26 protein-coding genes and 1 pseudogene are annotated in these 23,949 nt (G+C 69.5%); 11 read left to right on the forward strand and 16 right to left on the reverse strand.

Going from position 1 to position 23,949, the window contains the following annotated elements; all coding sequences use genetic code 11:
- Nucleotides 1-154: 154 nt before the first annotated feature.
- The 5 genes from ACEXOX_RS03055 (at nt 155) to ACEXOX_RS03075 (ending at nt 2,801) form a co-directional block, all read left to right on the forward strand.
- The gene (locus tag ACEXOX_RS03055; protein ID WP_406518923.1) at nt 155-526 is read left to right on the forward strand and encodes an STAS domain-containing protein; all 372 of its coding nucleotides are present in this window, start codon (nt 155-157) and stop codon (nt 524-526) included.
- A 355-nt stretch (nt 527-881) separates the two neighbouring features.
- Nucleotides 882-1,142 carry a hypothetical protein gene (locus tag ACEXOX_RS03060; RefSeq protein ID WP_406518924.1) on the forward strand — a complete coding sequence of 87 codons (261 nt, stop codon included), beginning with the start codon at nt 882-884 and terminating at the stop codon, nt 1,140-1,142.
- 19 nt (nt 1,143-1,161) lie between these two features.
- Nucleotides 1,162-1,947, forward strand: a complete 786-nt coding sequence (locus ACEXOX_RS03065; RefSeq protein WP_406518925.1) for a GAF domain-containing protein — start codon at nt 1,162-1,164, stop codon at nt 1,945-1,947.
- Nucleotides 1,944-2,603, forward strand: a complete 660-nt coding sequence (locus tag ACEXOX_RS03070; RefSeq protein WP_406518926.1) for a PP2C family protein-serine/threonine phosphatase — start codon at nt 1,944-1,946, stop codon at nt 2,601-2,603. Before ACEXOX_RS03065 ends, ACEXOX_RS03070 begins: the two co-directional genes overlap by 4 nt.
- Before the next feature lie 30 nt (nt 2,604-2,633).
- Nucleotides 2,634-2,801, forward strand: coding sequence for a CsbD family protein (locus ACEXOX_RS03075; protein ID WP_406518927.1), 168 nt, complete (start codon nt 2,634-2,636; stop codon nt 2,799-2,801).
- A gap of 51 nt (nt 2,802-2,852) precedes the next feature.
- On the opposite strand, the gene ACEXOX_RS03080 is transcribed toward ACEXOX_RS03075, so the two are convergent.
- From ACEXOX_RS03080 to ACEXOX_RS03105, 6 genes and pseudogenes are all read right to left on the reverse strand, one after another.
- The gene (locus ACEXOX_RS03080; RefSeq protein WP_406518928.1) at nt 2,853-3,143 is read right to left on the reverse strand and encodes a sigma factor-like helix-turn-helix DNA-binding protein; all 291 of its coding nucleotides are present in this window, start codon (nt 3,141-3,143) and stop codon (nt 2,853-2,855) included.
- Entirely contained in the window at nt 3,133-3,450 is a 318-nt protein-coding gene (locus ACEXOX_RS03085; RefSeq protein ID WP_406518930.1) for a hypothetical protein, read from the reverse strand. Before ACEXOX_RS03085 ends, ACEXOX_RS03080 begins: the two co-directional genes overlap by 11 nt.
- A gap of 470 nt (nt 3,451-3,920) precedes the next feature.
- Nucleotides 3,921-4,922, reverse strand: coding sequence for an acyl-CoA desaturase (locus tag ACEXOX_RS03090; protein ID WP_406518932.1), 1,002 nt, complete (start codon nt 4,920-4,922; stop codon nt 3,921-3,923).
- 117 nt (nt 4,923-5,039) lie between these two features.
- A complete protein-coding gene (locus tag ACEXOX_RS03095) occupies nt 5,040-5,483 on the reverse strand; it encodes a DUF5994 family protein (RefSeq protein WP_406518934.1) in 444 nt (147 codons plus the stop codon).
- Nucleotides 5,480-5,869, reverse strand: coding sequence for a hypothetical protein (locus ACEXOX_RS03100; protein WP_406518936.1), 390 nt, complete (start codon nt 5,867-5,869; stop codon nt 5,480-5,482). The genes ACEXOX_RS03095 and ACEXOX_RS03100 overlap by 4 nt, the downstream gene beginning before the upstream one ends.
- A gap of 175 nt (nt 5,870-6,044) precedes the next feature.
- A pseudogene (locus ACEXOX_RS03105) lies at nt 6,045-6,260 on the reverse strand (DUF5994 family protein); the annotation flags it as partial.
- A 390-nt stretch (nt 6,261-6,650) separates the two neighbouring features.
- On the opposite strand from ACEXOX_RS03105, the gene ACEXOX_RS03110 reads away from it, so the two are divergent.
- Nucleotides 6,651-6,983, forward strand: coding sequence for a hypothetical protein (locus tag ACEXOX_RS03110; RefSeq protein WP_406518937.1), 333 nt, complete (start codon nt 6,651-6,653; stop codon nt 6,981-6,983).
- A 53-nt stretch (nt 6,984-7,036) separates the two neighbouring features.
- Here the strand turns inward: ACEXOX_RS03110 and ACEXOX_RS03115 are convergent, their stop codons facing one another.
- From ACEXOX_RS03115 to ACEXOX_RS03125, 3 genes are all read right to left on the reverse strand, one after another.
- Nucleotides 7,037-7,318, reverse strand: a complete 282-nt coding sequence (locus ACEXOX_RS03115) for a hypothetical protein (RefSeq protein ID WP_406518939.1) — start codon at nt 7,316-7,318, stop codon at nt 7,037-7,039.
- Nucleotides 7,319-7,397: 79 nt separating this feature from the next.
- Nucleotides 7,398-7,883, reverse strand: a complete 486-nt coding sequence (locus ACEXOX_RS03120; RefSeq protein ID WP_406518940.1) for an STAS domain-containing protein — start codon at nt 7,881-7,883, stop codon at nt 7,398-7,400.
- A gap of 568 nt (nt 7,884-8,451) precedes the next feature.
- Nucleotides 8,452-9,087, reverse strand: a complete 636-nt coding sequence (locus tag ACEXOX_RS03125; protein WP_406518942.1) for a DUF4389 domain-containing protein — start codon at nt 9,085-9,087, stop codon at nt 8,452-8,454.
- Between the two features lie 787 nt (nt 9,088-9,874).
- Between ACEXOX_RS03125 and ACEXOX_RS03130 the strand changes: the two genes are divergently transcribed.
- The gene (locus ACEXOX_RS03130; protein ID WP_406526207.1) at nt 9,875-10,294 is read left to right on the forward strand and encodes a spore-associated protein A; all 420 of its coding nucleotides are present in this window, start codon (nt 9,875-9,877) and stop codon (nt 10,292-10,294) included.
- Nucleotides 10,295-10,539: 245 nt separating this feature from the next.
- On the opposite strand, the gene ACEXOX_RS03135 is transcribed toward ACEXOX_RS03130, so the two are convergent.
- The 3 genes from ACEXOX_RS03135 to ACEXOX_RS03145 form a co-directional block, all read right to left on the reverse strand.
- Nucleotides 10,540-12,027, reverse strand: a complete 1,488-nt coding sequence (locus ACEXOX_RS03135) for a UDP-N-acetylmuramoyl-L-alanyl-D-glutamate--2,6-diaminopimelate ligase (protein ID WP_406518943.1) — start codon at nt 12,025-12,027, stop codon at nt 10,540-10,542.
- Between the two features lie 222 nt (nt 12,028-12,249).
- Nucleotides 12,250-12,402: a hypothetical protein gene (locus ACEXOX_RS03140; protein ID WP_406518944.1), complete on the reverse strand. Its 153-nt coding sequence runs from the start codon at nt 12,400-12,402 to the stop codon at nt 12,250-12,252.
- A 331-nt stretch (nt 12,403-12,733) separates the two neighbouring features.
- Nucleotides 12,734-13,456, reverse strand: a complete 723-nt coding sequence (locus ACEXOX_RS03145; RefSeq protein ID WP_406518945.1) for a hypothetical protein — start codon at nt 13,454-13,456, stop codon at nt 12,734-12,736.
- A gap of 1,241 nt (nt 13,457-14,697) precedes the next feature.
- Between ACEXOX_RS03145 and ACEXOX_RS03150 the strand changes: the two genes are divergently transcribed.
- From ACEXOX_RS03150 to ACEXOX_RS03165, 4 genes are all read left to right on the forward strand, one after another.
- Nucleotides 14,698-16,449 carry a CocE/NonD family hydrolase gene (locus ACEXOX_RS03150; protein ID WP_406518946.1) on the forward strand — a complete coding sequence of 584 codons (1,752 nt, stop codon included), beginning with the start codon at nt 14,698-14,700 and terminating at the stop codon, nt 16,447-16,449.
- Nucleotides 16,450-17,103: 654 nt separating this feature from the next.
- On the forward strand, nt 17,104-17,733 hold the full coding sequence (locus tag ACEXOX_RS03155; protein WP_406518948.1) for a hypothetical protein: 630 nt from the start codon (nt 17,104-17,106) through the stop codon (nt 17,731-17,733).
- 1,253 nt (nt 17,734-18,986) lie between these two features.
- Nucleotides 18,987-19,727, forward strand: a complete 741-nt coding sequence (locus ACEXOX_RS03160) for a hypothetical protein (protein ID WP_406518950.1) — start codon at nt 18,987-18,989, stop codon at nt 19,725-19,727.
- Between the two features lie 477 nt (nt 19,728-20,204).
- Complete coding sequence (locus ACEXOX_RS03165) at nt 20,205-20,576, forward strand: hypothetical protein (protein ID WP_406518951.1); 372 nt, start codon at nt 20,205-20,207, stop codon at nt 20,574-20,576.
- Between the two features lie 106 nt (nt 20,577-20,682).
- On the opposite strand, the gene ACEXOX_RS03170 is transcribed toward ACEXOX_RS03165, so the two are convergent.
- The 4 genes from ACEXOX_RS03170 to ACEXOX_RS03185 form a co-directional block, all read right to left on the reverse strand.
- A complete protein-coding gene (locus ACEXOX_RS03170) occupies nt 20,683-20,991 on the reverse strand; it encodes an SCO5918 family protein (RefSeq protein WP_406518952.1) in 309 nt (102 codons plus the stop codon).
- A gap of 50 nt (nt 20,992-21,041) precedes the next feature.
- Entirely contained in the window at nt 21,042-21,431 is a 390-nt protein-coding gene (locus tag ACEXOX_RS03175; protein ID WP_406518953.1) for a CBS domain-containing protein, read from the reverse strand.
- Nucleotides 21,432-21,492: 61 nt separating this feature from the next.
- Entirely contained in the window at nt 21,493-22,998 is a 1,506-nt protein-coding gene (locus tag ACEXOX_RS03180; RefSeq protein WP_406518954.1) for a DEAD/DEAH box helicase, read from the reverse strand.
- A gap of 344 nt (nt 22,999-23,342) precedes the next feature.
- A complete protein-coding gene (locus ACEXOX_RS03185) occupies nt 23,343-23,546 on the reverse strand; it encodes a cold-shock protein (protein ID WP_014145516.1) in 204 nt (67 codons plus the stop codon).
- Nucleotides 23,547-23,949 lie beyond the last annotated feature (403 nt).

The following is a 23,949-nucleotide window of genomic DNA, read 5'->3' on the forward strand; positions in this document are numbered from 1 at the left end:
ACAGCTCCCGGTCCGCTGGGCCCGGGGCTACCCTCACATCAGGACGTCGACGTTCCAGACCCCGACGGCGCGTTGCTGCTGAGCGCACATCCCTGCCGGGGCCCCGGCCCGCACCGCCCCCGTCCCGGCCCGGTCGCCCGGAACCGGAGGCGCCATGCCCCTGCCCGATCTGAACGTTTACCGGCACGACAAGCGAAGCCGTGCGCTGATCACTCTGGCCGGTGAGATCGACCTGGCGACGGCGCCTTTGGTCAGCGCGTCCCTGCGGGAGTGCCTGTACGGCGGGATACGCACCATCGACGTCGACCTGACCGCCGTCACCTTCTGTGACGTGAGCGGCCTCAACGCCTTCCTGCACGCCGCCGCGCAGGCCACCCGGAGAGGCGGAACCCTGCGACTGCATCACCCGCCGCTCGCACTGCGACGCATCCTCACGCCCAGTGACACCGCCCTGCTGCTGAGCGGCATTCCTGCAAGTCACCGCGAGAGCACACCGGCGCCATCATGGCCCCCTGGTGCACCGTGACGGGCCCCGGGCCAGGGCAGGAACGGTCCGCCCTGGAAGCGGTGCGCCTGCGCCGCCTGCACCGCTGGCAGGCCGAGGCGCTCCGGGATGACCTGGCGGACCTGTACGTGGAGTCTGCGGAGGCCGCGTCCGGCGAGACCTACCGCCGTAGGGAGGATTTCCTTCGCCGCCTCGCGGACTCCGTGCGGCGCCCGGGCTTTCCCTCCTGGTCGCCGAGACGCCCACCCTGGCAGGCTGTGCCTTCGGCTTCCCCGTCGCACGCGACGGGGCTTGGTGGATCGGCTTCGAGGGCGGTCTCCCCCGGTCCGTCGAGCAGCTGACCTCCTCCGGGCACACCCTCGCCGTCACGGAGATCGTGGTCCACCCGCACGAACACGCTTCCGGCCTCGCCCGGCGGCTGCAAACACGGCTGCTTGCGGACAACCACGCCTCGCTCGGCGCGACTTTGGTGGATCAGGCCGACCACGCCGCCCACAGCGCCTTCCGGGCGTGGGGGTGGCAGGACATCGGGCAGGTCCGCAGGCCGTCCGGCCCCGCGGCGCTGCGGGCACTGGTGCTGCCCCTGGGGGAACGCCACGGCCTCGCGCACAAGGCCCGTACGCAGCGTCCCGAGTGAACCGAAGCGAGGTGGGCGCATGCCGGTCGACGAACAGGACGGGGAGCCCGGAGCCGTCTCCGCGGACTGCCGGTCACGCGAGGCGCGACGTATCGCGGCGGTGCGCCGTTACGACATCCTGGGCACCCCTCCGGACGGGGCGTTCGACCGGATCGCCGCGCTGGCCGGACGGCTCTTCGACGTCCCGATGGCGACGGTGACGATCGTCGACTCCGACCGGGTCTGGTTCAAGGCCGCCTACGGGCTGGAAGGCGCTGCCCAGACCGGCCGGGAGGCCTGCCTGAGCACCTCGGCGATCCTCTCCGACACTCCCCTGGTCATCCCCGACACCCGGCACGATGCCCTGACCCGCGCACACCCGATGGTGGCCGGCCCGGCCGGCATCCGCTTCTATGCCGCCGCACCGATCACCACTCCCGACGGTCACCGGCTCGGCGCCGTCGACGTCCTGGACACCCGGCCCCGCCGGATCACCCCCGAGCAGGCCGCCGCGCTGACCGACCTGGCCACACTGGTCATGGACCAACTCGAACTGCGGCTGTCCGCACTGCGCATGCTGCGCAGGGAACGCGAACTGCTGGAGGTCGCACGCGCGGCACACGACCGGGCCGAGCAGGACCGATCCCGGACCGCCGCATTCGCCGCGGCCCTGCAGAGTTCCCTGCTGCCCCCGGCCCTCCCCCACGTGCCGGGCCTCCAGGCAGCCTGCCACTACACGACGGCCTCCCCCACGACATCGGCGGCGACTTCTACGACATCTTCCCCCTCGGCGCCGACCGGTGGGCCTTCTGCCTCGGTGACGTGAGCGGCAGAGGCACGACGGCAGCCGCGCTCACCTCCATGATCCGCCACACCCTCCGCTCCACGGCACTCCTGGAGCCCGACCCCCGCACCGTTCTGGAGACGCTCAACACGGCCCTGCTGGCAGACCCGGCCGCCGACGTCCGCCTGTGCACCCTGATCCTCGGCACCTTGGCTCCCCACCCCGCGGGCGGCTTCACCATCACCCTGACCGGAGGCGGCCACCCTCCCGCGTACCACCTGCGGCCGGCCCGCCAGGGGCTACGCCCCCGCGCCGAACCGGTGCAGTTGTCCGGCGGCATGCTCCTCGGTGCCCTCGCCGATGCCCCGATCGTCTCCCGCACGTTGCACCTGGCACCGGGCGAGGCACTTGTGCTGCACAGCGACGGCCTCACCGCCTCACGCACCTCGCACGGCGCCCGGTTCGACGAGGAAAGCCTGGCCGCACACCTCACCCACCACGCAGCCACCAGTACGGCGCCCCGCGCGGCCGCCGTCATCGACGACCTCACCGCCCTGCTGGCGACCTTTCCCGTCGGCCCGGCGGACGACGTGGCCCTTCTCGCGCTCAGCGCCACCCTCCTGGAAGCCGACGGCACCCCCGTCGGCACGTCGGGCACCAGCCACACCGGCAGCCCCCGTCCACAACAGCACGCATGATCTCGCCATGAGACGAGGACCACCATGACCATGGGACGAGCCATCAGGAACACAGCACAGACAGCCAAAGGCAGGATCAAGGAGGCTCTCGGCCGAACCACCCAGAACAGGCAGACACAGCGCGAAGGCAGGACGGACCGCTCGATGGGGAGCCTGAAGCAAGCCGCCGCCAAGGCCAGGAAGGCATTCAAGCGCTGACCGGTGGGTGCGGTGCTGTCCCGAACAACCGGCTGCCGGTGGTTTCGTTTCCTACCCCGGCACCACGGCATTGCTGAGCAGGCGTGAGATGTGCACAGGGGGGACGCCGAGTTCGGCGATGATGGCGCTTTGCGTCATATTTCTGAGAAACCGCAGGTACGAGATGCGACGCTCACGTTCGGTCAGGCGTGCCAGGGCCGGCTCGACCGTTTCCCGGCCCTCGACGAGCCCGAAGTCCTCCTCCGCCGCGCCCAGAGCCTCTTCCAGGGGGCGATCGTCGTCGGCGCCGCTGCGGTCCGCGGCTCCGTCCAGCGACGAGGAGTCATCAGGCTCATGCGGCACTCCCCCGCTGGTCGTCCTGCGTCTGACCGGCGTGCTTCCGGGCGTGCGCCTCGTACCGGCGTACGCGCTCGGCCAGGGGCGGCGGGCTCTCGTCCAGGCCGCTGGCGGACCCGCTGGCCAGGCGGGCGCACACGCCCCGGCAGGCCAGTGTGGACCCCTCAGCGCTGCGGGAGACCACCAAGGCCTCCGCGGTCGGTGCGCTCCGGTAGTCGATGCCGCAGATGACGCAGGTCAGACCGAAGAGCATCTCTTCGGTCGGCGCCGAACGGCTGTTGCAGCGGCTGTAGATGGAGGATTGCGAATACATCGCTCCCACGTCCTCGGGAGCCGACGGGCCCCCGGGCTTGCCGTTCGCCGAGAGCGACACCGAAAGGGATGACGGCATACGAGATACGCCCGGTACTGCCACCGTACTCCGGTACCCGACCGGTTCGGACCACCGTACCCAGCACGACGCGGCCCACACGATCACCTCGGCTGCGGCCGGGAGAGCGGGCGGGCGGGTGTTGTTACCGTGCCGTCCGCCGCTCCCCACGGCGAGGCGGCGCACGACCGGTGCCTCGCGGCCCGTGCCGGTCTGCGTCCGTGTGCTGTTCCGCGTCCGGCCGTTGACACCGTTCATCCCTCTCCGGCGCCTGCGACAGTTGCCCGGCGGGGCAGACACCGGCAGGGCACCCGAAAGGAAAGGGCGCCGGAGCCCGCGGCCGACCCTCCACGGGCACGCCGGGCCCCGCTCCGGCACCACTGCTTACGCGGCCTGGACGGAGATGGCCCGGGTCATCGGCGGCAGTGGTCGAGGCGGGCGGGGCTGGGCCAGCGGACGTCGGTGGCCCAGCCGAGGCGTTCGAAGAGACGGATGGCGGCGGCGGTCGGGTCGAGCTGGCCGCGGTCGACGCCGTGGCGGGCGCAGGTGGGCTCGGCGTGGTGCAGGTTGTGCCAGCTCTCGCCGAAGGAGAGCAGGGCCAGCGGCCACAGGTTGGTGGCGCGGTCGTGGCGCCGGGTGCGGAAGGGGCGGCGGCCGACCATGTGGCACAGCGAGTTCACACTCCACGTCACGTGCTGGAGCAGGGCGACGCGCACCAGACCGGCCCACAGCAGCGCCGTCAGCGCGCCGTGCAGGGTGCCGCCGACGCCCCAGCCGGCAGCGAAGGGCAGGGCGAGGCTGAGGACGCACAGGGCGGGGAAGGCACGGGAGACGGCGCGCAGCCCGCGGTCGGCGAGCAGGTCGGGGGCGTAGCGTTCGGCGGGGACCGTGAGGCTGGTTTCGCGGTGGAAGAGCCAGCCGACGTGGGCGTGGGCCAGACCGCGCAGCTGCCCGCGCAGGCTGGTGCCGTAGCGGAACGGTGAGTGGGGGTCGCCGGGGCGGTCGGTGAAGGCGTGGTGGCGCCGGTGGGTGGCGACCCAGCCGATGACGTCCCCCTGGAAGCTCATCGAGCCGGCCACCGCCAGAGCCAGGCGCAGTGCCCGGGTGGCGGTGAAGCTGCGGTGGGTCAGGCCCCGGTGGAATCCGGCGGTCACGCCCAGGCCGGTGACGACGTAGAAGACGACGGCGATGAGGAGGTCGGCCGGGCCGAGCAGGCGTCCCCACAGCAGCCATCCGGCCAGGACCACGGCCAGCAGGGGAAACGTCACGATGAGCCCTGTCAGGACCATCTGGAGACGCTGGGCGCCGGTACGCGGAGCGGGATGCCCGGAGGACGGGAAGGGGGAGGTCCCGTCATAGGCGGGTGGCCTCCCGGGGCGTTCGGGCGGTGCCTGGGGTGCGGTGGTCGTGGTCATGCGTGGCTCCTCGGCCTGGTCGGATCGGAGGGGTCCGGTGCGGCCGGGGGCTTGGGCCTGCGCGTTTGGGGTGCCGGAATTTGGGGGTAGGCGGCGTTCCGTGCCGCCGCGGGGCCGTCAGCCGGCCGCGGTGTGTGTGCCGAAGCCCCGCCCGCCTCCGCCGCCCGTGCAGGAGGCATCCGCCATGAGGCGGCCGGCCCGCTCCGCCGGGGTGTCGGGCGGTATGACCAGCAGGTCACACCGGCCGGTGCCGAGGGAGAGCAGGCATACGGTGTGCCGGTGCCCCATCCCGGCGGACCGGCTGATGTGGATCACCCGGCGGCCGAGCACCAGACGGTGGGGGCCGGCGTTCCACATCGAGGCGTCGACGGTGACCCGCGTGATACGGCCCCAGCGGGAGGCCAACCCTTCCAGCAGGGGCGGCAGTTCGGCGGCCAGGTGGCGGGTGCGCGGCCACCACGCGCCGTCGATGCGGTGCAAGCCGGTGCCCTGAGGGAGCAGGGCGAACCGGGCAGGAAGAGACCGTTGCGGGGCGCTCGGGGGCACACTGATGATGGTCATCGGGTCGGCCTGTCTCCGGACGGTCCGTCCGGGGTGGTGGGTACGGACCGCCGCGGAACGGCGTTCGCGAGTTCGTCATGGTGGGGCCGGCCGGCGACCGGCCACGGCCGGGGCGGCTCCCCGGCACCAGGGGTACGGGTGGTGTCGAGCGTGAGGTGGAGCCTGGTACCGCCGTCGGACGCGTCGGCGGGGTAACTGCGCTGCTCCGCGGCGCCATAGCGGTCGCGCAGCGTCTGGGCAACCAGCCGGGCCGCCTCGGGCGACGCCGCCACGATGCGGACCTCGGCGAGGCCCGGCCCGGGCAACGGCTCCCCGGCCGCCGCGGCGGCCCCAGGCCGAGGGGTGGTGCGCTCGGGGCGGCCGGACAGCGGGCGTCGGTATGTCATGAGTAGTCCTTCCGGGCCGCGCGGGGGCCGGAGCCGTGCGGGCGGCTCCGGCCTCGCTCTCCCGCCCGGCCGCATCGTCGGCGGGGCCGGACAGCGTGTTCCACGTACCCGCCCGGCGGGCGGCCGGAACCGCTGACGGCCCAACCGTTTCCATCAGACCGCTCGCCGTAAATGACGCGGCGAGAGCGGGCAGTTCACGTCCCAGGTCGCGGGAACAGGGCCACCAGGCACCGTCCAGCGGGCCATCGCAGCGGTCCGCCGGCGTCAGGGAAAGCCTCGCCGTTCGCCGGCCGGAAGAGAGGGTCGTCGGTTCGGCGAGCACCGTCATGGCTCGGTCCACCTGAGAGGCACCACGACGGGCAGTTCGCCTGCGTCGTCCGCCAAAGGTCATCGTTCTCCGAGAACGACGTCGGCATCTGGGCCGGTGTACGAAATACTCTCGGTGGTACCCAGTTTACTCCGTGCGGTGGACGAGCGGCCTGAGCGGCGTGCATCGCCTTGCTCACACACCCGTTCCCACGCCTCTCGCGCCGGTCCGGCGCGAGAGGCGTGGGAACGGGCCGTCGCCGCAAGCCGCAAGAGCCCCCGCCACTTCGCCAACGCCGCGGGGACGGAAGCGCCTCACGTTGATGCGGCTCGGGCGGGGCGAGCCGGCCGCGAGCACACTGACAATGACGGCCACCGCTTCCGCCCCGACCTTCACCTACATGGAGAGCCCCGCGATGGCCCCTTCCAAGTCTCCGCCCATGCGACCGACCCGCTGACCGTCCAGCGCCTGCGGATGGCACCGATCACCGCGGAGGAGGCGCTCGACGCGCTCAACGAGTACCTGCGCCAGGGCACCGACGTGGTTTTCGCCGGCCGCTCCGACTGGGGACGGGTACGGCGGATCCTGCCGGCGGTGCCCTCCCGCTTCGCGGCGGCGATGTGCTCGGCGGACAAACTGCGGCAACGCTTGCTGGACGCCGAGGCCGGACAGGCACACGCACTGGCCGTGGAGACGCTGTCCGAGGTGCTGGTCAAGGCTGTCCGAGGTGCTGGCAAAGGTATTGCACCACTCACCGCGGCACTTGGCCGAGGTGCGTTCACGACCAGCTCGGCGTCGACTCGCTGATGGCTACCGAAGTGGCCCTGACCACCCGGTTCCTGTGGCCGCGTGCCGCTCGGTCACGCCAACAGGACTCGCTTGCGGAGATGTGCGAATCCCGTGCGGGCGCAGGAGCGCACGTGCCTGGTGAGTCCGTCCAGGCCGGGGCAGTTGACCAGTGCGGCCTTGAGCTGAAGTCGGTCACCATCGGCCAGAGTGCCGGGGTGGGTGAGGATCCAGCGGGTGACGGCACGGGCCGATGGCGGTCGGGGGTCGACCGGCTGGGGCTTGCGACGCAGCACCCTGCCGACGTAGTCGCGGACGCCGCTGTAGGGGCGCGGAAGCGTGTACGAGGCGGGCACGCGCCGAACCCGCCCCTTGAGGTACGGACACGCACCGGGCCGTACGGGCGTGGCTGGGCTCGACGTACGGTCCGGCGCGTCAGGAGCCGGTGCCGGCCTGCCCGGTCACCGTTACGCTCGCCCCGTCCCTGTCACACGCGGTTTCCGTCTGTAAGTGGAGGAGGGCCGCCGCGATGCCCTGCTCCACTGTGGGCTGTGGACATAGAGCCTCGCTCAGCCCGGCTATGTGCAGGATGCGCAGGTGCCACGGGTGAGCACAGATGAGTCCCAGATAGCCGCCGTGTGCCAGCGCGCGGCGGCGGGCCCGGCACAGCAGGGACAGGGCGGAGGCGTCGAAGAAGTCCACCGGGCGGAGGTCCACCAGAATCCGGAGGCCGGGGCGGGCGCAAGCCGTCTCCAGCGGGGTACCGGCGTGATCGGCCGTGTAGAGGTCGATTTCACCGCGCAGCTCGATCACGGTGAACCCCTGCACGCGATAGGAGTGCGTACGGCCGTCCGGACCAGAAACGTTTCTTGGGTCGAAGGAGGCCGGAGGCCCGGCCGTAGGGCGTGGGGGCTTCGCCATGGCGTAATCCTCGGTTGACACGCCCCGCGCCCGGTGGTGGCGAGATCGTGTGCTGTGCGGCGCGACAGCACCCGAGGTCTGGGGGTGACGGGACGAAGGTAGCCAGGTGGCCGATTAAAGACGCCCAGAAACCCGCCGGTTACCCCGTACGGGTGAAGGTCACCCACCTCGCGCCCGCGTTGCCGTCAGCATGCGGGCTCCGCGCTGCCGGGACTGACGTCGTGGACTTTGCCCCATTGCCCCGAGGTGGTCTTCTGGGCTCGCTGGCTGCCCACGGTCTATCTGGGCCGTACCAGCCCGCCGCCCGCCGCCCGCCGCCCGCCGGCCACCAAGCCACGCCTCGGGCCGTAGAGCCCGAAGTTCCGTCCGGGCACAGCACGGCGCACCGTCGAGGGCGTGCGGGCCAGACGCCCTGGTACATCGTGCGCCCCGGCCGGTGGTGCTGCCGCCAAGCCGGAGTGCAGGGGTCGAGCCGACGTTGGCCGAGAGGCCCTTGCCCGGCTCGACCGTCGAGTAGCAACAGTTCGGACAGTGGTCCCGCGTTCCGCGCCGGCAGTCCGGAACGGTCTCATCCCGCTTGCAGGCTGAAGGGCGGATATGCGTCGGTGAGCAGGCCGACGTAGGCCTGTACGCGCAGGTTGTAGCGGTAGACACCGACGAGGAAGCCGCGGAGCGCCTGAGGATACGCGCCAGTGATCAGCACGGCGAAGAATCCCGCGATCACGACGGCCGTCGCTGCGATGCCCAGCGCGAAGAGCACTACGTAGTGCGGGAGGGCGAGCAGCCATTTGACCAATGGCTGCCACCTCGACACGTTCCCGGGGTAGGTGAACGTCACGAGAGTGTGCGAGTCGACGCCGTCGTCGGTGGCGGTGGCCCGGAAGTCGAAGGGCGGGTAGTCCTCGCGCAGGAACAGCGCGTAACTCGCTACGCGCCACTCGTAGCGGAAGGTCATGGCGATCGCGTCGAAGAGCGGGCGGGGGACACGCCGGGTGAACAGCACGGCGAAGAAGGCGACGAGGGTGAGTACCTCGCGCAACGCGCCGAGCGCGTAGGCGATCAGCAGGTGCGGGATGGCGAGGAACCATTGCGCGAGTGGTCGCCAGCGGGCGATTCGCGGTGGGGCATGGAGTTCGAGCTGAGTGGGGTAGGGGGTGGCCAGTGACATGGTGCCCTCCTCGGGCAGCGGTTCACGGCTGGGCATGACGGTCGGTGTACCGCTGTCCCCATGGGTCGCCGGTAGGCGGAGTTGCAAGCACGGCTTCATCAGGGAGATCCGTGGTCTCAGCGCGGTCCGTGGTCAAACGGCGACGACGGCTTTGCCGGTCGTGGACTCCTGGTGAGTACTGAACAGCGGCGAGGAGGCGGGCCAGGATGGCCTGTAGAGGTGCCAGGGGCCCAGTCGGCGCCAGCCACGCGGATACGATGCGGTTTCTCCATGGCCGGGGGCTCGGGCCGGTCGCTTTTCCCAGATCACAGGACCACTCCGGCCTGGCCGTACGTGTCCTGGATGGTGGCTTGCGTCGTCGGCGCCTGGGCCGCGGTGGTCCGTGCCCGCGCTGGTTGACGGCGCTGGTCGTTGCCCAAAGTTGGCCCCGTACAAGGTAAGCCCTGTCTGCAGTCCTACGCTCAGGCAGCGAGCCTGTCAAGAGCAAGAGAGACGGGCGCGGATGAACGCCGCTGCCTCGGCGTTCCGCCGCCGCACGCCCGGGGGTTCGTGGACGGGAGGGGTACGCCGATCGGTCGACCTGGCTTCGGTGTCAGGCAGTGCTTGATACACCGTCCGGCATGCCGGACGGGGCCGGTGTGAGTGCTGGGGCTGAAATCTGCCAATGGCGGCGGCTCGCGGTGTGAGGGGTGCAACTGGCCGGGGCTTCGACTGTGTCTTTGCAGGCAAGAGCGTCACCCCGGGTCCCAGCAAGATGGGCGGGGCGTGGGTGGCGCACCGGGCATGGTTTCGGGGAGGGCACATGATGCGACGCTGGGGGTACATCCGGCTGGCGGGGGCCGCGGTGGCATTGGCGACCGGGGGCGTCATGGCCACCGCCACCGGGGCAGCGGCAGCTCCGGCCAAGGCTGCGGCCGCCTACAACAAGGCGTGTGGCGCCGGCTACAAGGTCGTGAACCAGGCCGACATAGGGAAGGCAGGTACGTCCTATCTGACCTACAACGCCGCGACGGGTAAGAACTGTGCCGTGACCATCCGGAGCGCCACCGGTCCTGCTGTCTACATGTACGTCTGGGTCCAGCGGGACGACACCAGAGACTACGCCGACGAAGGCGGCTATTACCGTTCGTACGCGGGGCCGGTCCATCTCGAAGCCAAGGGTTACTGCGTCTCCTGGGGCGGAGTGATCGCAGATGAGTCGGCCGGCAAGAGCGGCACCAACTGCGGACGTATCAGCCGGTGAGAGGCACCAGCCGGATGCGATGACACGGCACGGGCAGGAAACGGCGGCCACGTGCCCGCATCGGGATTGACTTCTTCCAGACAGCTGGGTGTTTGCGGACGAGGATCCTGCAGATGTGGACATGACGAGGCCCTCTCCAGCGGAGCCTCCCTGACCCGTCCAGCTGTCCCAGCGTCCCCACCTCGGCACAGCGTGACTCAAGGAGACCGATCAGGCGCTCCCTTCCGAAGGCACCGCATTTCCGGTCACGGGCTCGCGAGTTCGTGCACGGTTGCCATGTCGCTGAAGGGGAGCAGTTCTTCACCGACGATCTGGTACGGCTCGCTGCCCTTTCCGGCGATCAGGACGATGTCGTCCGGTCCCGCCTCGGCAAGGGCGAAGGCGATCGCCTGGCGGCGGTCGGTGTACCGTTCGAAAGGGGTGCCGGTCGCCGTGAGGCCGGGGGCGACCTGGTCCAGTATGGCCCGGGGGTCTTCGTTGCGCGGGTTGTCCGATGTGAGGACGCACAGGTCGGAGTGGGTCCCGGCGATCCTTCCCATCGACGCCCGCTTGGTGGTGTCCCGGTCCCCGCCGCAGCCGAAGACGGTGACGATCCGGCCGGTGGCGAAGCCGCGGATGGTGGCCAGGACCTTGTTCAGGGAGTCCGGCGAGTGGGCGTAGTCCACGATCACCAAGGTGCCGCGCGGGGTCCGAAAGCGCTCGAAGCGGCCGGGGACAGCGGGCGTCTGTTCGAGCGCGGCCACCAGCGCGTCCAGGTCGTGCCCCAGGATGTGGCAGGCCGCCACGGTGGCGAGCGCGTTGGCCACCGAGAACCGGCCCGGAGCCGGGATCGCGGCCGGGTACTTGCGGCCGTCGTGGTGCAGGATGAACCGCGTTCCGGAGGCGTCCGCGGCCAGGTCGGTCGCGTGATAGTCCGCCGGCGCGTCAAGGGCGTACGTGGTCACCGCGCCGGGCATCATCTGCTGGATCCCGGCGCCCACGGCGTCGTCGGCGTTGACCACCGCGCGCCGGCACAGGCCCTGGAACAGACGCAGCTTGGCGTCCCGGTAGTTCTCCATCGTTCCGTGGTCGTCGAGGTGGTCCTGCGTCAGGTTGGTGAACACCCCGACATCGATGAACGTACGGTCCACCCGGTGCGTGAGCAGGCCCATGGACGTGGCCTCCAGCACCACGCTGCCGGCCCCGGCGTCCCGCATGCACCCCAGCAGGTACTGCAGATCCGGTGACTCGGGCGTGGTCAGCACCGACCGCGGCATCGGGATCAGCTCGTCGCCGATCCGGCTTCCGGCGGTTCCGATGACGCCCACCTTGGCGCCCTCGGAGATCCGCAGCACCGATTCGACCATGTACGACACCGAGGTCTTCCCGTTGGTGCCGGTGATCGCGACCATGTCCATCTGCCGCCCCGGCTCCCCGAAGTACCGGGAGGCGGCGACCGCCGCCACCACGCGGCTGTCCGCAACCCGCACGGCGCACACCTCCGCCGCCCCGGCCCACACCGACTCCGGTACAGCCGGAGCGCTGCCGTCCACGAACACTGCCGCAGCGCCACGGGCGAGGGCCGGTGCCACGGCGCGGGGACCGCCCCCAAGGTGACCGGGAACCGCGATGAACAGTGAACCCGGCATTACCCGGTCGGCGTCGAAGGCCACTCCCGCGGTGATCGACGTCCGCTCCGGATCACCACGGAGAACCTGGTAGTCCTGCCCGGCCAGCAACTCGCTCAGCTTCACAATGAACCCTTCGAAGGCGGCCAGACCCGGTCGTGCGGCCGTAGCCGGGCAACAGTGCCGGCGGAACGCCGAGACCGCGGTGATGACGTGGAACGGGTGGTGGCGGAACGTGTGACCGAGGCGTGTCCGAGGAGAGCCGGACGCGAGCGTCAGGCCGGCGCGGCAGAGGAAGTCCCGCGGTGTTCCCGGAACAGCAGGGCGCCAGGGGCGCGTGACGAGTCGCTAGCCGTGGCCGTGCAACGCGAGGCGGCCGGTTTCGGGCACCCCGACGTCGACCGCCGCATACGGCCCGACGCCCTCCGGGCCCGCAGCGTTCGGGCGCACCACGGAGGTGGCCTGCGGCAGGCTGTCCCTCGTGTCATTGATGCGACCCATGGGCCGAGTGTACGTCCCGCCGAGGGGCCCGAAACCCGTCTCCACCGCGTCCGTGGGCCGAATGGTCCGCCGACGGGCCGGCCGAGGCGTGGTGACCTGCGGCCTTGAGGACCCGGACGACAGGCCCGTACGGCATGGGCACCGAGGGACCGGCGACTCGACGCGGTGACCACCCCCACGCCGCGCAGCACCGGCGACGAACCCCTGGACGAGGAACGGGCCCTGCTCGCGTGTGCGTCCGCGCAGCCCCCGGGCCTGCGCACCCGCCGGCAGGAAACGGCCCCTTACCGGCCGGATACCGGTAAGGGGCCACATTCCTGTCGCCGGCTGTTCAGGGAAGCACCTTCACCTCCTCGACCTGCATGGCCAGGTCCATGGAGTGCGTCATGAGCAGCGGGGTGATGAGATCACCCGAGTTCACCTTGTACGCCCACGGCGGGTTCCCCGCTGCGGACCACCCATGGTTGATGTCGAAGGTGACGTTCCGCTGTTGCTCCGTGCCCATGTCGATCAACAGCCCGGGAGCGAACATCTGGACGATGACCGTGCCCACCTGGAAGGGCTGGGTGGCGAAGGTGAGGAGGACCTTCTCCACCGGGAGGAAGGTGGCCGAGTTGAGGCCGTAGAGCTGGACCGCACACAACGGCGCGGCACGCTGGCCGGTCTGAGCCTGCGAGACGCCGACCGCGAACGGCTTCGTCCGGTTGTTGATGACCGTGATGATCCCGGACGGCCCACCGGTCGAGACCTCTCCGATTCCCAGATCAGAGATGATGGTGAACTTCTCCCCCAACTTGATGGGCTGGGAGTTCCGTCCGCTGATTTCGACGCCCGGCTTGATCTCGCTCGTCGAGCCGTAGGCCTCGAACTGCCGCTCCCACCTGATCTCGGTTTCCGTGGAGAACGTACCCGTGTTGAGCCACACCACCGGCGCTCCGTTGGGAGTGGAGCTCTGGACCCCCTTGAAACCGAAGAGGCGGTAGCCCCCTTGTTCCAGCGCGAGGGCCGTTTGCACCGCCATCTCGATGCCGACGCTGTATACCGATTCTGCCATGTACTTTCCTTTCCCCTTGCAGGCATCAGGCTGAACGCGCCGATGCATGCGCCCGATGTGTCGCAGGCCCGGGCGAGGAGAGAAACAGTCCTCGGCGGGTGAAAGGAGTCTCCTGCCGGCGACGAAATACGGGCAGGGTCCGTATCAGCCAGAGGATGCAGGACGATGAGTCCGCAACAGAACAGGCCACACCTTTCGTCGGCACACTCCACATTTTGCGCCACCGACCCTCGGCACAAGGGTGGCAGCACTGTTGAAAAGCATAGTTACCGGCAGGTCGCGTTCGAGGGTGTCCGAATGGTCCGTGCCGAAATCGGTGAAGCGGAGATTCGTGTGGTGTCCGTGACGAGAGTGAGTGAGTCGAGTGTCCCGATCCCGGTGGCGGGCAACTCCCGAGCCGCTTTCCGTCACTTCTTGCGATCAACTCATGACGGCTGCGGAGAGAAGAGTGAAAGCTGAGACCGTTCCTGGCGCTGAGGCGCAGGCGAGGTGCCTTGCTCGACCGATTCGCACGGAGCACCAGCCGCACCGTACCGCTGATCCCGAAATCGGCCCTTCAAGGTGGGCCGTTTCATGGGGAGCTGGGTAAACGACGTGTCAGTGGCGCCCGGGGCGCCCCGCATACAGCTTCGGATTTCACCTTCCGGCCGCACCAGGCGGGGGACGTGTCCCGTTTGGAAGAATGGTGCCGCAAGGCTGACGTTTGGCCTTCTCGGGCGCACGACCGACTTAACGTTCGAAGTACGCGCCGGACAATACCGCGCCCATGACCACAGCAGCGGGGAGACGATCCGCACGCCTCCCTGGGCCGTACCGGACGACGACCCCGGACCCGGTCGGCCTGGCACGCCGATTCTCCTGGCCGCGACCGGCACGGACGGTCACGACCGAGGTGCCGGGCTGAAGCTGATGCGACTGTTGTTCCGACAGGGCACTTGACGGGCCTGTGGTGTTCTCGGCCCGCGGCCCACGTGACGGCCCGCCGGGCGAGAACCGGCCATGTAGCGCCCCATCTTGAGGCACCATTGACGGTCGAATTCGGAAAGTACATCCTGATGCGGCGGGCCGACCACCGCATGAAACGGCAATTACTGCTCGGTTGGCATACGGCGAGCATGTTCGCCGGAATCACTCCCCGCTGACCACTCGGCCGCTTGCCATTCCCTCCACCAGGCGACCAGGTGAATTCGCGCCGACGTCCGCATCCTGTCGCACGTTCTTCCGAGAAGGAGCACCCCGCCATGACCGAGCGCACCGTCTGGGCACGACGTCTCGCAAACGACCCGGTAAGCCTGCTGGCGCTCAACGCCCCGCTTGAGGAGTCGGGCCCCGCCCGGCCGACCGGCGAGCCGAGCACCCTACAGGTTCCGCCCATGGCCGGCCTGTACATCTCGCCCGAGGAAACCGACCTCCCCGGCGTCGCCCACGCCCTGGAAACCGGCGACACCTCCGGCTTGCCTCCCGCCCTCGCCTCCGAGGTGGACGAGGCCCGCAGGGTGACCCGCTTCAGCAAGGTGCGGGTCCCCGGAGCCGGCGGTGACGCGCTCGACGCCGTCCAGTGGATCCACGGCGACGGCACGCCGCGGCCGGCCATCATCATGCCCTCCCCGTGGGCGGACATGGGCTGGCTCGCGTATGCGGTCCAGGGCCTCCGGTTCGCCGTCAAGGGCTACGACGTGCTCGCCTACAGCGCCCGCGGCTTCGGCCAGTCCGAGGGCGAGGTCGAGGTCGCCGGCGAAGCCGACATCCAGGACGGCATCGAGGCGCTCAACTACTTCACCGGCGCACTCGGGCAGCCGCCCACCAAGGTGGGGTTCCTCGGGGACTCCTACGGCTCCGGCATCAGCCAGATCGTCGCCGCGCAGGACTCCCGGGTCGACGCCGTCGTGGCGATGAGCACCTGGGGAGACCTGGGCAAAGCGTTCTACGAGAACCGCACCCGCCACCTGGCCTCCGTCACGGCGCTACTGGGCGCCGCCAAGAACGCCCGGCTCAGCAAGCGCACACAGGAGATCTTCGACCTCGTCCTGGCCGGCGCGGACATCGAGAACATCCTGCTGTGGGCCGAGGACCGCTCCCCGCTGACACACATCGACGCGCTCAACGCGCGCCAGGTACCCGTCCTGTTCGCACAGGCATGGCACGAGACGCTCTTCCCGTCCAACCAGACACTGGAGATGTTCAACAGGCTCGAAGGACCCAAGCAGCTGCTCTTCTCGGTCGGCGACCACTCAGGGCCGGAAATGTCCGGCATGATCGGCCTGCCCAACCGGATCTGGTCCGCCGCCAACCGGTGGTTCGACCACTTCCTCATGGAGGAGGACAACGGCACCGGGAACGAGGGCAAGGTCGTCAGCCAGATCATGTGGTCCCGCGCCTTGGAGACCCACCCCGACTGGGACTCGGTCACCCAAGACACCCGGAAGCTGTACCTCACCACACCCGCCGAGGGTGGTGACGACGGGCACTTGGCCGAAGCCGAGTCGGTCGGCTGGGAGCGGGCGTTCCAGATCGGTACGCCCACCCTGGCCGTGGTCGCCGACACCGTCATCTGGACCGGCATGGCAGAGATGCTGGGGCGTCCCAAGGTGTACGCGACACCTGACATCCCCCGTTCCGACGCGCTTGTCTGGTCCGCGCCGGCGGCCTCCGAGCGCCTGCGCCTGCACGGCACCCCCAAGCTGCACCTGACCGTCACCGGCAGCACGCGCGAAGCCACCTTCATCGCCTACCTGCTCGATGCAGGAGCCGACGGCAATGCGCACATCATCACCCACGCGCCGTTCACCGCGCCGGCCGCTACCGTCGGCGGCTCCAACACCGTCGACCTCGAACTCCAGGCCACCGGCTACGACGTCCGGGCCGGGCGCCGTCTGATGCTCGTCATCGACAGCAAGGACGCGTTCTACAGCGACACCAACGAGGCACCGCACACCCTCACCGTCAGCTCCCCCGACGGCAACGCGTCCTACCTCGAACTCCCCCTGGGCTGAAGCCCTCCGTCGGCACCGCCCGGCGCTGCCCGGGACCGGCTGTACGCGGCGGGTCCGACACTCCCTGGCCGCAACGCCGATCGGTAGCCGTACCGATGTCCGCTCCACGCCGGAGCGGACATCGTTCCGTCACGAGACGGCGCGTGAACGCGGACGTGCGGTTCCCATGGCCGATGACGGCGGTCCCGATGTTGTCGAGACGGTCTCCGCTCGTGAGGAGCTGGTTCCACGTACGTGCTCACCTGGCGATGACCGCCCCCGGACCGCCCCGACAGCCCAGCCCGTCCCAGCTCCCGCCGGCAGAAGCCAAGACCGGACCATACACGGGCCAATACTCCGCCAGCGGCAGTCACAGCCGGCATCGCAGCAGTTCAGCGCATCATGAGCACGGTACCGACCGTGGGCCAAGAACCTGCTGGGGGTGCGCGAGTCGGTGAGCATGGCCGCTGGTCGTCATGAAGCTCCCCGCAACACCGCTTGACCGGGCTTCGCACCCGATCGCCTGACCAGCGACGCAGTACACCTGACGCCCCATCAGGACGAGCGTCGAATGAACATCACGAGCGTCATTTCGGCGTCAAGGTCTCGCCCGTAACGCCCACACCGCACATAATGCGCGCACACAAATCCGCAGGTCAGGGCCCCTTGCCGGCCTTGGTGGTGGTCGAGTCGGTTGACGTGACCGATGACGTGGTGGTCATCACCGCGCGAACTCGCGACGGCCCCTTGGCGGCCAAGTACCTGGCCGATGAGATCAGCCGTGTGGGCGGAACTGGCCACAGAGACGGCTTTGCAGGCGAATATCCCTTCGGTGAACATGACGCAGCCGAAGCACACGTGCACGCGCACGAGTACGGACAGCCCTTCAGCGTTCCCACGATCGCGACCACAGTCGACCTCCTCGGCGAGTACGGGTACTCCCCCATCGACCTGTTCTGGCTGGACCAATGGCTGGAAGAGCACGAGATGACCATCATCTGGCTCGACCTCATCGGAAAGGATCTCTTGCTCAGCGACAGCTTCCACAACAGCCACCCCGGCTGCCTTATGCGCTCCCGGGCACGCCACCGCACCCGCACCCCAGACGGGCAGAGCGCCGCTCTGCAGCCCTTGTACGACGCACTCCCTCATGGCGTCGCGACGGTGCGTAGGCAGCTACGTACCGAAGTTCCTACGTACCGAAGATCGTCGCCCCTGACGATCCTCGACAGCGCCCCTCCTTCGTGCGGAGCCCGCGACATGGCGGTTCCGCTGCCGAACCTGCGCCCGCTTGCCGATGTGTGAAGGTCGGCAAGCGGGCGCAAGAAACTCGTAAGCAGCCGGCAGTCGCTTCCATCGGATGGTGACGGAGGGAGTCGTTCCCCTCTCGCGAGCCGCTTTCGGCGACCAGAGGTGATCGGACCTGCACATCTGCCCCGACCCGTCCCCCGCCCCTGTGACCTGGGTGACGCATGTGGGCCCCAGGTACAGCGTGTCCATGGAACCAAGCGCCGGCTCGCGCGTCTTCCTCATGCCCTCCGCCAGCTCCGAGCGACGGGAGATATGGAAGGTTCTGCTCGACCGCGTTCTTGCGGAACGGACATGGCGGCCGCCCCGGCAGCCGGGAGCAAGGCGACCGCAGCGTCTGCATCGTGGCTGTGACGACCGGGCGCCCAGCAGCAGCGTCCGCACAGTTTCCGGTGGTCTGCCCACCCTCGGAAAGCGCACCTGACCGCCCGCCCCGGCCCGGCTTCGGGCAGCTGATCGAGGAGAAATGACCTGATCCCTCACGCGCCGCGACGTGGGAGGCCGATGTACACGGGGCTTGTACGACAGTAGTCACCCGGCGGTTCCCGGGTTCGGCCCGATAAGACACGGTCCGGCGAGACACGGGGACGGTGCGGCGTTCGCCCAGCCGCAGAGTGCCTTCAACGAAGTCGATGAGGGGGTGCCCAGGGTGTGAGAGCCTGCCGAATCCGCGCGGACCGCCGCCCCCGCTTCGACGCCGCGGACGATTGTCAGACCCTCCCCGTAGCGTAGTGAGTCCTACTCGTGACGGCTGCGGGGAGTTCCGATGAGCGACGACCTTCAGATCGACAGCGACGAAGACCTGTTCCGTAATCCCGTCTACTACGAACCGGCCGGTCGCAACCTCGACCTGGACCGCCTCGACCTCGGCGTCCCGCAAGGCCATGACCTCCTGAACGTGCTCCTGCGCATGCGCGGACGTGTGCCCGTCGATAAGCGCGGGCTCATCTGCCCCGACTGCCGGGATCTCCGCGGCCGGCGCGTCCCCATGTACCTCGTCCAGCGTGACGGCATATGGCTTGCCTCCCACTACCGGAAACCCGGGGAGAAGCCCATCAGCCATGAGTCCGACGAGCACCTCGCCCGCAAGGAACGCGTCGCGAAGGACTCCGAAGATCACGGCTTCCACGCCGACATCGCATCGCAGAGCGCAGACGGGCACGCGCGCCTCGATGTACGCATAAACGGCGCCGACGGCATCGTCCTGGGCTACGAGCCTCAGCTGAGCGCCCAGACAGCCCGCGGGATGCGTGCACGGGAGGGATTCCGGCGCCGGGGCGGTATTTCAGTCGGTCTGGGACTTCGCCGACCCCGACCACGCAGGTATCGGCACCGTCCCCTACGTCCGCACGCCCAACCTGCCGGCCTCCGTCATCCGCGTACAGAAGAACCCCATCGCGGTCCAGGACGGCAACTTCGTCCTGGAGGAGGGCCGGTGCAGCCCGAACGGCGCGCTCACCCGGTGCCCGGAGAAGCCGTACGACCCGGAGAAACCCACCGACACTGGGTACTGCGGAGGCCGGCACCGCGTCCTCGTGCCCGCCCATCAGTCGAGCACCTTCACAGGGGAAGGCGGCCTGACCCTCACCCAGTTCATCGTGGAAGCTGCGGCCGGTGAGCGGATCCCGTTCCAGCGGGGCGGCCACCACGGGTGGCTCCCCGCCCAGCAGTGGCAGCAGTACCTCGAGGCGAACGGGCCCGCCCGGGACGACAAGGAGCGCCGGCCACCCGTACGGCAAGGGGCCCGGCGCGACAGGTGCACCGAGGACCGTCCGGCATCGGAGGTGCGGGCTGCACCGAAGCAGGGACGCGGCAGCCGCGCGATCGTCCTTGAATCCCGCCCCCGGGAAACCGAGGCCGCCAGGGTTCCGGTCGATGCATCGGGTCAAGCGATCCCGCTCTGCCGCTTCGGCTGCGGTCAGCCCGCAAGCCTTCCAGGACCCGAAGGGCTGCCCGAGCACTACTCGTGCCGCAGGAAGCATGAGGCGTGATCCATCCACCACCGCTGTCCGCCCTTCGCTGCGTCACTTGGCACCAGAGCCCCCTGTCCGGTTCGTGCGTTGGCCACGGAGAGCGCGTCTGCTGGCCTAGCTGGGCGCGTCGGTGGATCTTCGCCGTGCCGCCTCCGCTGCCTGCACCGTCTTCGCCGCGTGGTCAGCCGAGTCGGCCAGGTTCCGGAGTGCGCGGGAGTCCCGGCTGAGGAAGTTCACAAGATGGTCGGCGGGGGTGCCCTGCTTGGTGCTGGTGCGGGAGGTGGTGCTCTGGGGGCAGGGTCGACTCCCAGGGCGGCCCCGGCCAAAGGTCTGGCAGGCGGCCAGCAAAGCGCCCGGGGCAACGACACCCCGGCCAAAGCCCGACGCAGCCGAGCGGCACGATTCGGCCCTGGTCAGCCTGCGGTAGAGGGCATGTGTCCACGCCGGTGCTCGGGGGCGAGGGCCGGGTCCACGAGCGTGCGGACCGGACCGACCGTGCACAGCAACACGTCACACAGCTCGAACAGGACATCGCGCGAAAGCAGGCATGAGTACGACTCGGTCCGCCATGCCGTCACCGCTGCCAACGCGTCCACCGGTGGGGCTGTCGCCACCGGTCGGCTGACTCCCGAAGCAGTGTGGCGGCACTGGGTGTCGGAGGTGCTGACGGATCCGGACCGTGTGGGCGAGTTCTCCGCCGTCTTCGGCATCCCCGTGACGAACGGGCCGCCTACGCATCTGCACTTCCATGTCGCCCGAATCCCGCAGGGCACGGTCGGGATCCCGGAGACGGGCGGGATGTACCGTGTCGCGATCAACGACGTCAGGGCCTGGACCGTAGGCGACTTCAGCTATTCCGACCACTGAGCAACCACTGCGGCGGTAACCCGCTGCACGCGGTGTGGGCCCGGCCGGCACGCGCCGGCCGGGCCCACACCGCGTGCAGGTGTCGGCTCGTGCCTTGTTCCCTCGTTCAGGCGGAGACGGGGGTGCCGAGCATCGCGGAGGCTTGCTGGAGCGGGCTGAGGACTCGTGCGGGCACGGCCTCGGGGAGGGTGTGGCAGGTGAAGCCGAGCCGCGTCATGGCCCGGACGACTTCGCCTGCGGTGAAATCACGGCGGTCCTGGCCGGTGATGACCTGGCCGACCTGCTTGACGGGATAGCGGCGGCGGCCGATGGTCACGGTTTCACCGGTACCGGCTTCGGGCTTGATGCCCTTCATCGACTCCAGCACGCCGCTCTTGGTGAGCTCGAAGGGGAAACGGGCGATGACGCAGCGCATGTGACCTCGCAAGAAAGAGGGGGAAGGACGGCCCGGCCGGGCGCGGCCGTTCAGCGGGAGAGGGCGAGGGCGCCCGGAGCTTCACCTTGCTCATCGACCACCGGCAGGCCGCCGAGCCGACGGGTGCGCATCGCGTGCTCGGCTTCGGCCATCGTGGTCACGGGTGCGGCGAACGGCGCGTGGGCACCGAGGACGTCGCGCAGGCGGACGCGGTCCGTGTAAGCGGAGCTGTCGCGGACGGCGGTGAGTTCGTTCCGGGTGACCAGGCCGGTGCACCGGCTGTCCTGGTCGCAGACGACCAGCCGGCCCGTGCGGGCGGCGGCCATGACGGACAGCGCCACCTCGACGCTCATGTCGTCCCAGACCTGCGGTCCGGCCGCGTCCATGGCCTCAACCGCCTTCCTGCGCACGGGGCCGGCATCCGCCGGGAGGGGCTGCATCCGAATCAGCGACAAAAGGTGCCTCCTGCAGAGATGGGTCAGCTTCCTGATCCCGAAGGTTCTAGGCCGCCGCTTTGACGACGGACTGACGTACGGGCGCGCGCCGGGCCGCCGAAGCGGGGCGGCGTCGGCCCCGACCCCGGGCTCCGGAGGAGTTGCTGCGCTGCGGGCGTTCGGCCACCGGCGCGGTGATGACGACCGGGATGCCGGACGGGGCCTGGGCGCCGGTGATCCGGCTCAATGCCTCCTCGCCCGAGCGGACCTGGGTGATCTGCGGCCGGATGCCGGCGTCCGACATCAGACGGACCATGCCGCGGCGCTGGCCCGGTGTGACGAGGGTGACCACACTGCCGGACTCGCCGGCGCGGGCGGTGCGGCCACCGCGGTGGAGGTAGTCCTTGTGATCGGTCGGCGGGTCGACGTTGACGACGAGGTCGAGGTTGTCGACGTGGATGCCACGCGCCGCGACATTGGTCGCCACCAGCACACTGACGTGCCCCGTCTTGAACTGCGCCAGCGTACGGGTGCGCTGCGGCTGCGACTTGCCGCCGTGCAGCGCGGCGGCCCGTACCCCGCTGTTGAGCAGGTCCTGGGTGAGCCGGTCGACGGCGTGCTTGGTGTCCAGGAACATGATCACGCGGCCGTCGCGGGCGGCGATCTCCGTGGTGGCGGCATGCTTGTCGGCGCCGTGCACGTGCAGGACGTGGTGCTCCATCGTGGTGACCGCACCGGCCGACGGGTCGACCGAATGCACGACCGGGTCGGTCAGGTAGCGGCGTACCAGCAGGTCGACGTTGCGGTCCAAGGTGGCAGAGAACAGCATCCGCTGCCCCTCCGGACGCACCTGGTCGAGCAGCGCGGTGACCTGCGGCATGAACCCCATGTCAGCCATCTGGTCGGCCTCGTCCAGCACCGTGATGCCCACCTGGTTCAGCCGGCAGTCACCACGGGCGACGAGGTCCCTGAGCCGGCCCGGGGTCGCGACGACGACCTCGGCCCCGCCCCGCAGCGCGCCGGCCTGCTTGCCGAGCGACATCCCGCCCACCACCGTGGCCATCCGCAGCTTGACGGAGCGGGCGTACGGAGTGAGCGCATCCGTCACCTGCTGCGCCAGCTCGCGCGTCGGTACGAGGACCAGACCCAGCGGCTGCCGGGGCTCGGCACGCTGTCCGGCGGTGCGGGCGAGCAGCGCGAGGCCGAAGGCGAGGGTCTTGCCGGAACCGGTGCGCCCCCGGCCCAGGACGTCGCGGCCGGCCAGGGAGTTCGGCAGCGTCGCGCCCTGGATCGGGAACGGGGTACTCATGCCCTGCCTGCCGAGTTCGGCCAAGAGCTGCTCGGGCATGCCGAGATCGGCGAAGCTGTCGACGGCGGGCAGTGCGGCGGTGACCGTCCTGGGGAGTGCGAACTCACCCTGCGCCGATCCGTTCCGGCGGCCGTTACCGCCGGAACGGGCGGGCCCGCCGGACCGGCGCGGTGCCGTCGAGCCGAAGCGGCTGCCGCCCTTTGCTGCGGCGGCGCTGCCACCACGGTTGCGGGTGAAACGGTCGTTCGTGGGTGTGCGGTCCATGCGGAACCTTCCTCGATGCGGCGCATATCAAGGAATTCCCGCAGCAATGAGCGACATGGAGAATTACAGGTATGGACCGATGGTAAAAGAAAGCACGTCCGGCCGGCGGAAATTCACGCGGGCACAGATGCTGAATTATGTGACGCGACGGGGGACGCGAAGTCCGGGCGTCGACTGCGGTGTAACTCTTCAGGAAGCACTTGCATCCCTGAAGGGGGCCCGCGCGTGGCGAGACTACGGATACCTCCGTTTCGTCCCGCCGGCGGAACGGCCGCGGAAACTGCGTGCAGCTGGGGCCCGCACCCCGAAGGATGCGGGCCCCAGCTGCAAAATGTGCCTCAGTGTCAGGCCAGAACGATGTTCTCGGCCGTCGGGCCCTTCTGGCCCTGCGCGATGTCGAAGGTCACCTTCTGGCCTTCGAGCAGCTCACGGAAGCCCTGGGCGGCGATGTTCGAGTAGTGGGCGAACACGTCAGCGCCGCCACCGTCCTGCTCGATGAAGCCGAAGCCCTTTTCCGCGTTGAACCACTTCACGGTACCAGCAGCCATGTCATATCTCCTTCGGGGCAGTACATCGGAATCCGCACTTTACGGACACCGTGTCGCCGCAATGATTACCCCGCCCGGAAAATGACCGGAAATACAAACACGCTCCCGTCGGCACGAGCCGAATGGGGGCACTTGAAGTTCGGGAACCACAACTGCAACTGAGAACGACAGTAGCACGCTGGGGCGGCCTGTGTGCACTGAATAACTTCGATCTGTTCACTGCGGCAAAAACTCTTCCCGCATGCCCCGCGAAACCCTCATCTCGCGGGAATAGATATTGATCCCCCCGGAGCGCAACGTTCCCGGAAGGGTGCTGGGTGCGCGGTTCCCACCGCTCATCGGTAAGGGGTAAGAGAGCGTTCCGCGGGGCGACGGTGTGAACTGCGGCACCATCGCCCCGCTG

The organism is Streptomyces sp. Ac-502 (assembly GCF_045222935.1).
In the GTDB taxonomy this organism is placed as follows: domain Bacteria; phylum Actinomycetota; class Actinomycetes; order Streptomycetales; family Streptomycetaceae; genus Streptomyces; species Streptomyces monomycini.